Annotated in this window: 13 protein-coding genes; 6 read left to right on the top strand and 7 right to left on the bottom strand. The window is 73.2% G+C overall.

Annotated features, from left to right (window positions below):
• Nucleotides 1–50: 50 nt before the first annotated feature.
• The 4 genes from ACH4TP_RS08060 to ACH4TP_RS08045 are packed head-to-tail and all read left to right on the top strand — an operon-like array spanning nt 51 to nt 4,213.
• The gene (locus ACH4TP_RS08060) at nt 51–1,730 is read left to right on the top strand and encodes an FAD-dependent oxidoreductase (RefSeq protein ID WP_398436456.1); all 1,680 of its coding nucleotides are present in this window, start codon (nt 51–53) and stop codon (nt 1,728–1,730) included.
• Nucleotides 1,731–1,738: 8 nt separating this feature from the next.
• Nucleotides 1,739–2,509 (top strand): glucose 1-dehydrogenase, encoded by a 771-nt coding sequence (locus ACH4TP_RS08055; RefSeq protein ID WP_398436454.1) that lies wholly within the window; start codon nt 1,739–1,741, stop codon nt 2,507–2,509.
• A complete protein-coding gene (locus ACH4TP_RS08050) occupies nt 2,509–3,273 on the top strand; it encodes a glucose 1-dehydrogenase (protein ID WP_398436452.1) in 765 nt (254 codons plus the stop codon). The genes ACH4TP_RS08055 and ACH4TP_RS08050 overlap by 1 nt, the downstream gene beginning before the upstream one ends.
• 25 nt (nt 3,274–3,298) lie before the next feature.
• Nucleotides 3,299–4,213, top strand: coding sequence for an alpha/beta hydrolase (locus ACH4TP_RS08045; protein ID WP_398436451.1), 915 nt, complete (start codon nt 3,299–3,301; stop codon nt 4,211–4,213).
• Nucleotides 4,214–4,280: 67 nt separating this feature from the next.
• On the opposite strand, the gene ACH4TP_RS08040 is transcribed toward ACH4TP_RS08045, so the two are convergent.
• The 5 genes from ACH4TP_RS08040 to ACH4TP_RS08020 all read right to left on the bottom strand — a co-directional run bounded on the left by ACH4TP_RS08040 (nt 4,281) and on the right by ACH4TP_RS08020 (nt 9,903).
• Nucleotides 4,281–5,894 carry a flavin-containing monooxygenase gene (locus ACH4TP_RS08040; protein ID WP_398179270.1) on the bottom strand — a complete coding sequence of 538 codons (1,614 nt, stop codon included), beginning with the start codon at nt 5,892–5,894 and terminating at the stop codon, nt 4,281–4,283.
• A gap of 11 nt (nt 5,895–5,905) precedes the next feature.
• Nucleotides 5,906–7,453 carry a FadD3 family acyl-CoA ligase gene (locus tag ACH4TP_RS08035; RefSeq protein WP_398436449.1) on the bottom strand — a complete coding sequence of 516 codons (1,548 nt, stop codon included), beginning with the start codon at nt 7,451–7,453 and terminating at the stop codon, nt 5,906–5,908.
• A gap of 182 nt (nt 7,454–7,635) precedes the next feature.
• Nucleotides 7,636–8,280: an L-threonylcarbamoyladenylate synthase gene (locus ACH4TP_RS08030; protein WP_389224814.1), complete on the bottom strand. Its 645-nt coding sequence runs from the start codon at nt 8,278–8,280 to the stop codon at nt 7,636–7,638.
• On the bottom strand, nt 8,277–8,909 hold the full coding sequence (locus ACH4TP_RS08025) for a carbonic anhydrase (RefSeq protein WP_389224816.1): 633 nt from the start codon (nt 8,907–8,909) through the stop codon (nt 8,277–8,279). Before ACH4TP_RS08025 ends, ACH4TP_RS08030 begins: the two co-directional genes overlap by 4 nt.
• A 70-nt stretch (nt 8,910–8,979) precedes the next feature.
• Entirely contained in the window at nt 8,980–9,903 is a 924-nt protein-coding gene (locus tag ACH4TP_RS08020; RefSeq protein WP_389224818.1) for an NADP-dependent oxidoreductase, read from the bottom strand.
• 126 nt (nt 9,904–10,029) lie between these two features.
• On the opposite strand from ACH4TP_RS08020, the gene ACH4TP_RS08015 reads away from it, so the two are divergent.
• Nucleotides 10,030–11,043 carry a GlxA family transcriptional regulator gene (locus ACH4TP_RS08015; protein WP_398436447.1) on the top strand — a complete coding sequence of 338 codons (1,014 nt, stop codon included), beginning with the start codon at nt 10,030–10,032 and terminating at the stop codon, nt 11,041–11,043.
• On the opposite strand, the gene ACH4TP_RS08010 is transcribed toward ACH4TP_RS08015, so the two are convergent.
• Complete coding sequence (locus tag ACH4TP_RS08010) at nt 11,033–11,605, bottom strand: antibiotic biosynthesis monooxygenase (protein WP_398436445.1); 573 nt, start codon at nt 11,603–11,605, stop codon at nt 11,033–11,035. The genes ACH4TP_RS08015 and ACH4TP_RS08010 overlap by 11 nt on opposite strands.
• A 56-nt stretch (nt 11,606–11,661) precedes the next feature.
• Complete coding sequence (locus ACH4TP_RS08005) at nt 11,662–11,913, bottom strand: EF-hand domain-containing protein (RefSeq protein ID WP_398179280.1); 252 nt, start codon at nt 11,911–11,913, stop codon at nt 11,662–11,664.
• A 222-nt stretch (nt 11,914–12,135) separates the two neighbouring features.
• Here ACH4TP_RS08005 and ACH4TP_RS08000 point away from each other — a divergent pair, with 222 nt between their 5' ends.
• The gene (locus ACH4TP_RS08000; RefSeq protein WP_389224913.1) at nt 12,136–12,576 is read left to right on the top strand and encodes an Lrp/AsnC family transcriptional regulator; all 441 of its coding nucleotides are present in this window, start codon (nt 12,136–12,138) and stop codon (nt 12,574–12,576) included.
• Nucleotides 12,577–12,604 lie beyond the last annotated feature (28 nt).

The following is a 12,604-nucleotide window of genomic DNA, read 5'->3' as shown; positions in this document are numbered from 1 at the left end:
GACGGCCCGCCCCGGCCGCCGACCCACCTGATACGACCAGGGAGACCCGTATGAACGACCAGTGGGACCACACGTACGACGTGGTGGTCGTCGGCTCCGGCGCCGCCGGCATGGCCGCCGCCCTCACCGCCCGGCTGCGCGGCCTGACCGCCCTGGTGCTGGAGAAGACCGTGGTCTACGGCGGCTCGACCGCCCTGTCGGGCGGCGCGATCTGGGTCCCGGACAACTTCCACCTGGACGAGGCCGGGCTCGGGGACACCCCCGAGAAGGCCCGCGCCTATCTGGACGCCACCGTCGGCGACCGGGTCAGCGCCGAACGCAAGGACGCCTACGTCGCCCACGGACCGCGCATGGTGCGGGAGTTCCACGACCGCACGGACGTGAGGTTCGTCTACACCCCCGGCTACTCCGACTACTACCCCGAGCGGCTCGGCGGCTACCCGCAGGGCCGCTCGATCGAACCGCAGGTCTTCGACTTCAAGAAGCTCGGCGCCGAGCAGCGCGCCACCATGCGCCGCGCCGGCCTGCCCACGTACGGCCTCACCATCACCTCCAAGGACTTCCGGCAGCTGAACATGGTGGCGCGCACCTGGGCCGGTCGCCGCACCGCGCTCAAGGTCGGCGCCCAGGCGGTCGGGGCGAAGCTCACCGGCAGGGAACCGCTCTCCCTCGGCGAGGCGCTGATCGCCCGCATGCGGCACTCGCTCGACGCCCTCGGCGCGGACCTGTGGCTCTCCGCCCCGATGACCGGCCTCGTCGAGGAGGACGGCCGGGTCACCGGCGTCCGGATCACCAGGAACGGCAGGGAGGTCACCGTCCGGGCGACCGGCGGCGTCGTCCTCGCCTCCGGAGGCTTCTCCCACGACCAGCGGCTCCGCGAGAAGCACCTGCCCTCGCCCACCTCCACCGAGTGGAGCTCCGCCGCCGAGGGCCAGACCGGCGACGCCCTGGAGCCGGCCGTGGCCCTCGGCGCCGCGACCGACCTGATGGACAAGGTCTGGGGCGCGCCGTCGGTGGTGCCCCCCGAGGGGAAGCCGTTCTTCCTCGTCGCCGACCGCGGCGTTCCCGGCATGGTGATCGTCAACGCGGCGGGGGAGCGCTACGCCAACGAGGCCGCCCCGTACCACGAGTTCGTCGACGCCATGTACGCCAACGACAGGCCCGGGGCGAGCACCGTGCCGTCCTGGCTGATCCTCGACGCCACCTCCCGGGCCCGCTACATCTTCATGGGCCTCTTCCCAGGCCAGGCGTTCCCCAAGCCGTGGCTGGAGAGCGGCTTCGTCAGGAAGGCCGCCACCGTGGAGGAGCTGGCCGCGCGCATCGACGTCGCCCCGGAGCGGCTGCGCGCCACCGTCGACCGCTTCAACGGCTTCGCCCGCGCCGGCCGCGACGAGGACTTCCACCGTGGCGACAGCGTCTACGACCGCTACTACGGCGACCCGACGCTGCCCAATCCGAACCTGGCGCCGCTGGACAAGGGCCCGTACTACGCGATCCCCGTCCACCCGGGCGACATCGGCACCAAGGGCGGCCTCGTCACCGACGCCACGGCCCGCGTCCTGCGGGAGGACGGCACGCCCATCGACGGCCTGTACGCCTCCGGCAACGTCTCCTCCGCCGTCATGGGGGAGACCTACCCGGGCCCCGGCGCGACCATCGGCCCCGCCATGACGTTCAGCTGGCTCGCGGTCGACGACATCGCCCGTACGCGCTCCGCCGAGACGAGGTGAGCGTCCCGGTGACGGATCTGCGCGGCAGGACGGTGATCGTCACCGGCGCGGCCCGGGGCATCGGCGCGGAGGCCGCCCGGGTGGCCGTCGAGTCCGGCGCCCGGGTCGTCCTCACCGACGTACGGGAGGAGGAGGGGCGGGCGGCGGCCGAGAAGCTCGGCGGCCACGCCCGCTTCCTCCGCCACGACGTCACCTCCGAGGACGACTGGCGCGAGGCCGTCGCCTTCACGGTCGAGACCTTCGGCCGGGTGGACGGCCTGGTCAACAACGCCGGGATCTCCGGCGGTTCGCACCTCCTGGAGGAGCAGACGGCCGAGGCGTTCCGGCAGGTCCTCGACATCGACCTCACCGGCGTGTTCCTCGGCATGCGGGCCGTGATCCCGGCGATGCGGGAGAACGGCGGCGGCTCCATCGTCAACATCTCCTCCGCCGCCGGCCTCTTCGGCCTCGCCAGGACCGCCGGTTACGGCGCGGCCAAGTGGGGCGTGCGCGGGCTCACCAAGCTCGGCGCGGTCGAACTCGGAGCCGACCGGATCCGCGTCAACTCCGTACACCCCGGCATGATCCACACCCCGATGACCGCGCACGTCGGTATCGAGCGGGGCGAGGGGAAGTACCCCCACACACCGATGGGCCGGGTCGGCGAGCCCCAGGAGATCGCGCGGGCGGTCGCCTTCCTGCTCTCGGACGCCGCCTCGTACGTCACCGGCGCCGAACTGGCCGTCGACGGCGGGTGGACGACCGGCCCGACCCTCCGACCCACCGAGGAGAACCGCTGATGCCCGTCGATCTGACAGGAAAGGTCGCGCTGGTCACCGGCGCGGCCCGCGGCATGGGCGAGGCCGAGGCCCGCCTGTTCGCCGCCCTCGGGGCGAAGGTCGTCCTCACCGACGTCCTGGAGGCGGAGGGGGAGGCGACGGCCGCCTCCCTCGGCGCCGCCGCCCGCTTCGTCCACCACGACGTGACCGACGAGCACTCCTGGGAGGCCGCCGTCGCCGCCGCCCTGGACGCCTTCGGCCGCCTCGACGTCCTCGTCAACAACGCCGCGGTCTACTCCACCTCGCCCATCACCGAGGAGGACCCGGCCCGCCTGGAGGCGCTCCTCCGCGTCAACCTGATCGGCCCCTTCCTCGGCATCCGCGCCGTCGCGGGCGCGATGCGGGAGAGCGGCGGCGGCTCCATCGTCAACATCTCCTCGCAGGCCGGCCTCCAGGGCATCTGGGGCCACGGCGCCTACGGAGCCGCGAAATGGGGGCTGCGCGGCCTGACCAAGACGGCCGCCCTCGAACTCGGCCCGGACGGCATCCGGGTCAACTCCGTCCACCCCGGAGCCATCGCCACCGCGATGACCGCCCACCTCGACACCAAGGAGCATCCCGCCGCGCCCCTCGGACGCGTGGGGGAGCCCGAGGAGGTCGCCCGCCTCGTCGCCTTCCTCGCCTCCGACGACTCCTCCTACCTCTCCGGCGCCGAACTCGCCGTGGACGGCGGCGCGTCGGCCGGCCGCATGCCGCTCCTCACCCCGAAAGGAACCGACGCGTGAACCGGAACCCGAAAGGAGCGGACGCGTGAACCGACCCGACCCCGATGTCCAGGCCGTCATCGACCTGGCCACCGCCGGCTTCCCCCCGCTGGCGACGGAGATGACGGACATCGCCGAGGTGCGCGCCTTCTTCGCCGCCCGGCCCAGGCCGGCCGTCCCCCCGCCCCCCGTCGCCCGCGTCGCGGACGAGGACGCCGACGGCGTGCCCGTCCGCGTCTACGACCCGGCCGTCCACGAGACCGCCCCCGTGATCGTGTTCTGTCACGGGGGCGGCTTCGTCCTCTGCGACCTCGACAGCCACGACGCCTTCTGCCGCGACCTCGCCCGCGCCACGGAGGCGATCGTCGTCTCCGTCGACTACCGCCGCGCCCCCGAGCACCCCTTCCCCGCCGCCCCCGAGGACGCCTACACGGCCCTGCTGTGGACGGCTGCGGCCTTCCCCGGCCGCCGGATCGCCGTCGCCGGGGACAGCGCGGGCGCCAACCTCGCCACCGTCCTCACCCTGCTCTCCCGCGACCGGGGCGGCCCCGAGATCGCCTGCCAGGCGCTCTACTACCCGATGCTCGACCCCACCCGCTCCCGCCCCTCGCACCGGGAGAACGCGCGGGGCTACTTCCTCACCGCCGACCACCTGCGCTGGTACTGGGACGGCTACCTGCAGAACCCCGTGGACCGCACCAGCCCCTACGCGGCCCCGCTCGCGGGCGCCGACCTGTCCGGGCTCCCGCCGGCCCAGCTCGTCACCGCGGGCTTCGACCCGCTCAGGGACGACGGCCTGGCGTACGCGGAAGCCCTCACCGCCGCGGGCGTCCCCGTGGAGGCATGCCACCACGCCGGGATGTTCCACGGCTTCCTCTCCATGGCGGGCGCCCTGCCGGCGGCGGCCGAGGCCCGCGCGACCGCCTTCGCCGCCCTGCGTACGGCACTGCACGGGGAATGACGCACGTGAGCGCCCCGCCCCACCGGATCAGGTGGAGGCGGGGCGCCCACGTGCGTCACGGCCCGCGTCAGCCCCGTATCAGCTCGAACCCCTTGTACCCCGAGTCCGCGACGTCCGCGATGATCTCCCCGTACACCCCGAAGCCACCGATGAACGGCATGAACACCCGTGGCTTTCCAGGGATGTTGGCGCCCAGGTACCAGGAGTTCGCCGCCGGGAACAGCGTTGCCGCCGCCCGGTCGCGGCACTGCGCGACCCACTGCGCGACGGCCTCCTCGCTCGCCTCGATCGCGCGGTAGCCGTGCTCGTCCAGATGGCGCAGGCAGTCGGCGAGCCAGTCGCCGTGCTGCTCGGCGCAGAGCACCACGTTGGCCATGACGGACGGGCTGCCGGCACCGGTGAGGTTGAACAGGTTCGGGAAGCCGTCGACACCCAGGCCCAGATAGGTGCGGGGACCCCCGCTCCAGGCCTCCTTCAGGCTCCGGCCGCCCCGCCCCCGGACGTCCACCCGGTCGACCGCCCCGGTCATCGCGTCGAAACCGGTCGCGAACACGATCGCGTCCAGCTCCACCCGGGTGCCGTCGGCGAGCACGATCCCGGTGGCGTCGATCCGGTCGATCGGGTTCTCCCGCAGGCTGACCAGCTCGACGTCGTCACGGTTGAACGTCTCGTAGTAGTGCGAGTCGGTGACGATCCGCTTGGTGCCGATCGGATGGTCCGTGGGGACGAGGAGGTCGGCGGTGGCCGGGTCCTCGATGAGGGCGCGGACCTTCTCCTCCCAGAACGCGCGCGCCTCGTCGTTCGCCGCGCGGTCGGTGAGCTGGTCGGGGAACGTCTTCGAGTACAGCACGCCGCCCAGCTCCCAGCGCTCCTCGAACGCGGCCCGCCGCTCCTCGGCGGACACCTCGAACGTCGCCGACGGGTGCGCCGCGTGCGGCGAGCCGCCGCCGCTGAGCCGGGAGAGGCGCCGCCGCTCGGCGTAACCGGCCTTCTGCCGGCGACGCGTCTCCTCGTCCAGGGGCTTGTTGCCCGCGGGGATGCTGAAGTTGGCGCTGCGCTGGAACACGGTCAGGTGCGCCGCCTGCTCGGCGATCGGCGGGATCGCCTGGATGCCGGAGGAGCCGGTGCCGATCACGCCGACGCGCAGTCCGCCGAAGTCCACGCCCTCGTGCGGCCAGGCGCCCGTGTGGTACGTGGCTCCCGCGAACTCCCCGGCCCCCGGGATGTCCGGCACGTGCGTGCTGGAGAGGCAGCCGACGGCGAACACGCAGAACCGGGCCGACACCACCTCCCCGCCGTCCGTGCGCACCGTCCAGCGCAGCGTCTCCTCGTCCAGCTCGGCCGAGGTCACCGAGGTGGCGAAGGTGTAGCTGCGGCGCAGGTCGAAACGGTCGGCGACGTGGCGCAGATAGCGGATGATCTCCGGCTGCGCGGCGTACTTCTCGCTCCAGTCCCACTCCTGCTGGAGCTCCTCGTCGAAGGAGTACGAGTAGTCCACGGACTCCACGTCGCAGCGGGCGCCCGGGTAGCGGTTCCAGTACCAGACCCCGCCCACGTCGTCCCCGCGCTCGAAGCCGCGCACGCTGAAGCCGAGACCGCGCAGCTTGTGCACGGCGTACAGACCGGTGACGCCGGCTCCGATGACGACGACATCGACGGATTCGGTGTTGCTGTCGTTCACGTTCGTACTCCTCATCGGGTGGTGGTGTTCTCCGCCAGCCGCCGCAGCGCCTTCTTGTCGACCTTGCCCGCCGCGTTGTGCGGCAGGGCCGGCACGGAGCGGAAGGCGCGCGGGACCTTGAAGTTGGCCAGCCGCTCACGCGTGTACGAGGTCAGCTCGACCGCGTCGACCGGGGCTCCGGACGTGGTCACGCAGTACGCGACGCCGATCTCACCGAGCCGTGCGTCGGGCGCGCCGACGACCGCGGCGTCCAGGACGGCCGGGTGGCCGCGCAGTACCTGTTCGACCTCCGCCGGGTACACGTTGAACCCGCCGACGACGAACATGTCCTTGAGGCGGTCGGTGATCCGCAGGAAGCCGCGCTCGTCGAGGACGCCGACGTCCCCGGTGCGGAGCCAGCCGCCCGCGTCGACGGCCCGGGCGGTGGCCTCGGGGTCGTCGAGGTAGCCGTGCATCACGTGGTAGCCGCGGGTGAGGATCTCGCCGGGCTCCCCGGGCGGGGCGTCGACGCGCAGCTCCGTGCCCTCCAGCGCCGTGCCGGAGGTGCGGGCCAGGGTCTCCGGCGACTCGTGCGGCGGGCAGATCGCGACCACGCCCGTGGACTCGGTGAGCCCGTACGCGGTGCTGACGCTCCGCGCGCCGAGGGTCGTCCGGATCTCCTCGATGAGCGCGGCGGGGATGTTCGCCGCTCCCGTGACCGCCATCCGCATCGAGGTGAGGTCGTACGCCGCGCGCTCGGGGTGGTGGACGAGGGAGGTGAAGATCGTGGGCGCGCCGGTCAGGACGGAGATCCGCTCGTCCTGGAGCCGGGCGAGGACGGCATCCGCGTCGAAGACCCGCTCCGGGACGATCGTGGCACCGCGAAGGAGGCAGGCGAGGATGCCGGCCTTGTAGCCGAAGGTGTGGAAGAACGGGTTGACGAGGAGGTAGCGGTCGCCGCGCCGGAGGGTCACCGTGCGGGCCCAGGCGTCGTACACGCGCAGGTTCTGGCCGTGGGTGGTGGGCACGCCCTTGGGGCGGCCGGTGGTGCCGGAGGTGAAGAGGATGTCGGCGGTGTCCTCGGGGCGCACGGTGGCGGTACGGGCCCGCCGCTCGTCCCCGGTCACCCGGTCCGCACCGGACAGGAAGTCCGGCCAGTCACCGGAGTGCAGGGTCACCGTCCGGTCCAGGAGCGGGAGTTCCTCCCCCGAGGCGGCGAGCAGCGCCCGGTAGTCCGTCCCCAGGAAGTCGTGCTCGGTGAAGAGCAGCCGGGTGCGGGAGCGGCGCAGGATGTCGGCGGCCTCGGCCGCCTTGTAGCGGGTGTTCACCGGGACGAGCACCCCGCCGGCCGCCACCGCGCCCAGCGCGGCCACCACCCAGCGCGCGCTGTTGGGCGCCCACACGGCGACCGGGTCGCCCGGGCGCACCCCTTGCGCGATCACCGCGCGCGCGACCCGGTCGACCCGGTCGCGCAGCTCCGCGAACGTCCAGCGCTCCTCGCCGAAGACGAGGGCCTCCTCATCCCCGTACCGCTCCGCGGCCCAGTCCGCGAGCCTGGCGATGGTCTGCGCGCCCCTCATGATCTGTCACGTCCTCCCTGCTGCCCCGACCCCCCGGGCGGGGCGCGGGCGGTGGAACCACAGCGGAGGGGAGCCTGTCAGGGAGGGGCGGTCCGGCGCAGGGGCCGGTTCCCGCTCACCGGGAAGGTGGCGGGACTTCTTCCGGCACCGGGACCCCTTCCGGTGAAGCGGGAGGGAAGCGGTCAGCGCACGATCAGACCGGGTACGACCTTCGCCAGTTGCTCGAAGGACAGGACACCCTCCCGCACGAGGGCCGGGACGTCGCCGGTGAGGTCGACGATCGACGACGACACCGGGCCGGCGGTCCTGCCGCCGTCGAGGTACACCGACACGGAGTCCCCGAGCATCCCGAGGGCCGCGTCGCAGTCCTCCGGCGAGGGCCGGTCGGTGAGGTTCGCGCTGGAGACGGCCATCGGACCGGCTGCGGCGAGCAGGTCGAGGGCGAGGGGATGATCGGGCATCCGCACGGCCACCGTGCCGCCGGTCTCGCCCAGGTCCCAGGAGAGCGAAGGTCGGTGGCGGAGCACCAGCGTCAGACCGCCCGGCCAGAACGCCTCGATCAGCGCCTCGGCCGTCTCCGGCAGGTCGACGACCAGGTCGTCGAGCGCCTCCCGCGAGCCGACGAGCACGGGGGAGGGCTTGTGGCGGCCCCGCCCCTTCGCGGCGAGGAGACCGGCGACGGCCCGCGGATCGAAGGCGTCGGCGCCGACACCGTAGACGGTGTCCGTCGGCAGGACGACGAGCCGCCCCTGTCCGAGCGCCGCCACCGCCGCGTCGATGCCGGCCCGGCGGGCCGAGGGATCCGAGCAGTCGAATCGCTGTGTCATGAGGTCGTGCACTCCGCGTTCTCGACGCCGTGGGAGGTGACAAGCCGGGCGTTGCCCTCGGCGAGCTGGTAGGCCAGGCCCACGACGGCCACCTCGCCCGTCCGCACCTGCTCGGACAGGACGCGGGAACGGTCCATGAGCAACTGCGCCGTGTGCCTTATGTGTTCGTCGATGATGTCGCTGTCCTCCGTCAGACCGGCTGCGCGGGCCGCCAGGATGCTCGGCGTCACCCGCTCCACCACGTCCCGTACGAATCCGGCCGCCGGAAGTCCGTCCTCCACCGCGGTCCGGGCCGCGGCGACGGCGCCGCACGAGTCGTGCCCCAGGACGACGACGAGCCGGCAGCCGAGCACGCTCGTGGCGTACTCGATGCTGCCCAGCACCTCGGCCCCGAGGACATGGCCGGCGGTCCGCACGACGAACAGGTCGCCCAGCCCCTGGTCGAAGATGATCTCGGCCGCGAGGCGCGAGTCGGAGCAGCCGAGGATGACCGCGAACGGCTCCTGTCCGGGGGCGAGCTGCGCACGACGTGCGGCGTCCTGATTGGGGTGGTCGGGGGTCCCGGCGACGAAACGCGCGTTGCCGGCGAGCATGGCGTCGAGAGCGACTGAGGGAGAGGTTCGAGGCATGCGACCCACTGTAACGAGCCATTCTCGGCCTGTCCCCGGCCGGTCGGGGACGGCCCGCCGGACCAGGGCCTCAGACGACCGACAGGACGATCTTTCCGGTGGTACGTCCCAGCTCACCGAGCTCATGGGCCTTCGCGGCCTCCGCGAGCGGCAGGACGGTGTCGACGACCGGGCGGAGCGCGCCGCCGTCCACGAGGGCGGTGATCTCGCGCAGGCCGAGGTGGTCGGGCTCGACCATGACCCAAGCGGCATGCAGGCCGTCGGGGGCGGCGGGCACGTCGTCCGGGCCGGGAAGGGTGATGAGCCGGCCCCCGGTCCGCAGCACCTTAAGGGAACGCTCGGCCGTCTCACCGCCGAGGCCGTCGAGGACGACGTCGACGTCGGAGACGAGGTCCTCGAACGGGGTCTCGCGGTAGTCGATCACCTCGTCCGCGCCGAGCTCCCGGAGCAGCCCGTGCTTGGCGGCGCTGGCCGTGCCGATGACGTACGCGCCGCGTGCCTTGGCGATCTGGACGGCGAAGTGGCCCACGCCGCCGGCCGCGGCATGCACCAGCACCCGCTCGCCGGGCCGTACGTCCGCCGCGTCGACGAGGGCCTGCCAGGCGGTCAGCGCGGCGAGCGGCAGGGCCGCGGCCTCCACGTGGCTGAGGGACGCCGGCTTCGGCGCGAGGTGACGGGCCGGTGCGACGACGTACTCCGCGTACCCGCCGGCCTGCCGGGGGAACAGCGGCATGCCGTAGACCTCGTCGCCCGGGCGGAGGTGCCCGACGCCCGGCCCCACCGCCTCGACCGTGCCGGAGACGTCCCAGCCGACGGCCGGCAGCGGGCCCCATTCGATGAGGCCGCCGCTCGCGCGGGTCTTCCAGTCCACCGGGTTCACACCGGCGGCGTGCACCCGCACGAGCACCTCGTTCAGGCCCGGCTCCGGGCGCTCCACCTCGCGCTCCACGAGCTGCTCCGGACCGCCCCACCGCTCCACGACCACCGCACGCATGCTTTCCGCCTCGTTCCTTCTCGGTCGGCTTCCGCCGGGACCTCTCCGGCGGCGACCCGTTCACGATCCCGTCTCCCGGCTCCTCCTGGTGTTGGCCGCCTGGCCACTATGTGCCAGGATTTGGCCATGGACGACACGACACCGGACGAGACGGCTCCCCGGGTGCACCGCGTCGCGGTGCTCGCCCTGCCCGGGGTGCCGCCCTTCGAGCTCGGCATCCCCTCCCGCGTCTTCGGCAGCGCCGAGGGCACCGGGGGCCGCCCCCTGTACGAGGTCACCGTCTGCACCGCCGACGGCGCGCCCGTCCCGAGCGACGCGGGTTTCGTCGTCCAGCCGGCGGCGGGCCCCGAGGCGCTCGCCGCGGCCGACACCGTCGTCGTCCCGCCGACGCACGCCATGCCGGAGCTGGGGCGCGGCGGCCCGCTGCCGCCCGAGGTCGCCGCGGCCATCGCCGGGATCCGGCCCGGCACCCGTCTGGTGTCCATCTGCTCCGGGTCGTACGTGCTCGCCGCCGCGGGTCTGCTCGACGGGCGGCCGGCCACCACCCACTGGAACCTGGCCCCGGAGTTCCGGCAGGCGTATCCCGGGGTCAAGGTCGACGAGGACGTGCTCTTCGTCGACGACGGCGACGTCCTCACCTCGGCCGGCGGGGCGGCCGGGGTCGACCTGTGCCTGCACATGGTCCGCCGCGACCACGGTGCCGCGGCCGCCAACCGGGCGGCCCGCATGTGCGTCGTACCGCCGTGGCGGGACGGCGGGCAGGCCCAGTTCATCGACCGGCCGGTGCCCGAGCCGACCCTCGCCAGCACGACCGCGACCCGCGCGTGGGCCCTCGAACACCTCGGGGAGCCGCTCACCCTCGGCCGGCTCGCCGAGCACGCCCGGATGAGCCTGCGGTCGTTCACCCGGCGGTTCCGGGACGAGGTCGGGATGACGCCCGTGCAGTGGCTCACGGCACAGCGCCTGGAGCTGGCCAAACAGCTCCTGGAGACCACCGACCTCCCCATCGACCTCGTGGCGCACCGGGCGGGCATCGGCTCCGGCAACTCCCTGCGCGCGCACATGCGGACGGCCTTCGGCATCTCGCCCGCCGCCTACCGGCGCGCCTTCGGCACCGCCGATCCCGCGGCTACGGGGTGAGCCAGCCGCGCAGCAGACGGCTCACGGCCGGCATGGCCGCGTAGGTCATCAGCACGTTGAAGACGCAGGCCGTGATCGCGGCGCTGAGCAGGAGGGGGAGCGCCGTCAGGCGGGGCACGAGGAACAGGCCGCCGAGCACGGAGATCGGGTAGATCGCCAGGGTCGCGCTGAGCGCCATCTTCCACCGGGGCGGCGCGGGACGCGTCGAACCCGGCTTGGCGAACCAGGTCTCCATGCCGGTCAGCTCGCGGCGCGCGATCTCGGTGTGGTGGTGCCCCTCGCAGTCGGCGAACCAGGCCGCCCGCTCGGGCGACTCCTGCCAGGTCCGGCAGGCCTCCGAGTCCCGGAACCGGTGCACGAGGAACCAGGGTGCGTCGCCGCCGGATGAGCGGAAGAGGCCGTACCCGAGATGGCCGGGGAAGGCGGCCGCGGTGTCGAGGATGCCGTGCGCCCACTGCTCGAAGGCGGCTTCGTGACCCGGCTCCACCCGGCGGGCTATCAGGAGGGTCACCTCGCCGGTGTCGGCGGGGACGGTGGCGTGTTCAAGGCTGACCGCGGTCACATGCACTCCTCATGATCGCGCCGCGCCCGCCCACACTTTACGCGCACATCGGCGGATCACCAGCCGAAGCGGCGGTCGACCACCGCGGCGAACTCCTCGAAGCTCAGGACGCGGTCGCCGTTCTGGTCGGCCTCGTCGAAGAGGGCGGCGGAGTCGTCGACGTCCCCGACGCCCCAGAAGGGGATCGCGCCCTGGGCCGCCAGGGTGGGCCCCTTCTCCCGCAGTGCCCGGATGACCTCGGTGCGGGTGAGCGTGCCGTCCCGGTCGAGGTCGAGCGCGTCGAAGAGGATGCGGGCCTTGTCGCTCATCACGTGTCCTGTCCGGTGGGGCCGGGCGCGGGTGCGGCCGGCGCGTCGTGTGGGGGAGGACGCGCCGGCCGCACCTCGGGTTGCCTCCCGGCCGGCGCGGCGGTCGCGTACTCCCTGGACGCTCGATTCCATCGCCACGACGATGGAATCGAGCGTGGAAGGCTATTCCGAGGCGCGGAACGGTTGTACAGTCGATTCATGAGCAAGGCGGAAAGGGCAGTCATGGACGAGATCGACCGGGCCATCCTGCGGGAGCTCCAGACCGACGGGCGCATTCCCTACGCGGAGCTGGGACCCAAGGTGGGGCTGTCGCCGTCGGCGGCCCGGCAGCGCCTGCAGAGGCTGATCGACGCCAAGGCGGTCCAGGTCGTGGGGGTCACCGACCCCGTGGCCATGGGCAGCCAGGCGATGGCACTCCTCGGCGTCCGTGTCGACGGCGACTCCCGGGCGGTGGCCGACGCGCTGTCGCGCCATCAGGAGGTCGTCTACACCGTTCTCACCGCCGGCACCTTCGACCTGTTCGTCGAGGTCGTCTGCCGTCGCCCGGCCGAACTCCTCGACTTCGTCAACGACGTCGTGCGCCCGGTCGAGGGCGTCACGGCCGTCGAGAACTTCCCCTACTTCGGGATCCACACCCACCGCTTCCTCTGGGACGTCGGCTGACGGTCCCGCTCGCACCGAACGTTCCGCA

The sequence above is a fragment of the Streptomyces sp. NPDC021012 genome (assembly GCF_044333355.1).
GTDB lineage: Bacteria > Actinomycetota > Actinomycetes > Streptomycetales > Streptomycetaceae > Streptomyces.
Note: the sequence above shows the minus strand (reverse complement) of the source record. Positions and strands in the feature narration are given on the sequence as shown.

What these genes read in the sequence shown, in the direction of transcription:
- ACH4TP_RS08060 (WP_398436456.1), top strand. Translation starts at nt 51, where the DNA reads ATGAACGACCAGTGGGACCACACGTACGACGTGGTGGTCGTCGGCTCC.
- ACH4TP_RS08050 (WP_398436452.1), top strand. Translation starts at nt 2,509, where the DNA reads ATGCCCGTCGATCTGACAGGAAAGGTCGCGCTGGTCACCGGCGCGGCC.
- ACH4TP_RS08035 (WP_398436449.1), bottom strand. Translation starts at nt 7,453, where the DNA reads ATGAGGGGCGCGCAGACCATCGCCAGGCTCGCGGACTGGGCCGCGGAG.
- ACH4TP_RS08030 (WP_389224814.1), bottom strand. Translation starts at nt 8,280, where the DNA reads ATGACACAGCGATTCGACTGCTCGGATCCCTCGGCCCGCCGGGCCGGC.
- ACH4TP_RS08025 (WP_389224816.1), bottom strand. Translation starts at nt 8,909, where the DNA reads ATGCCTCGAACCTCTCCCTCAGTCGCTCTCGACGCCATGCTCGCCGGC.
- ACH4TP_RS08020 (WP_389224818.1), bottom strand. Translation starts at nt 9,903, where the DNA reads ATGCGTGCGGTGGTCGTGGAGCGGTGGGGCGGTCCGGAGCAGCTCGTG.
- ACH4TP_RS08015 (WP_398436447.1), top strand. Translation starts at nt 10,030, where the DNA reads ATGGACGACACGACACCGGACGAGACGGCTCCCCGGGTGCACCGCGTC.
- ACH4TP_RS08005 (WP_398179280.1), bottom strand. Translation starts at nt 11,913, where the DNA reads ATGAGCGACAAGGCCCGCATCCTCTTCGACGCGCTCGACCTCGACCGG.
- ACH4TP_RS08000 (WP_389224913.1), top strand. Translation starts at nt 12,136, where the DNA reads ATGGACGAGATCGACCGGGCCATCCTGCGGGAGCTCCAGACCGACGGG.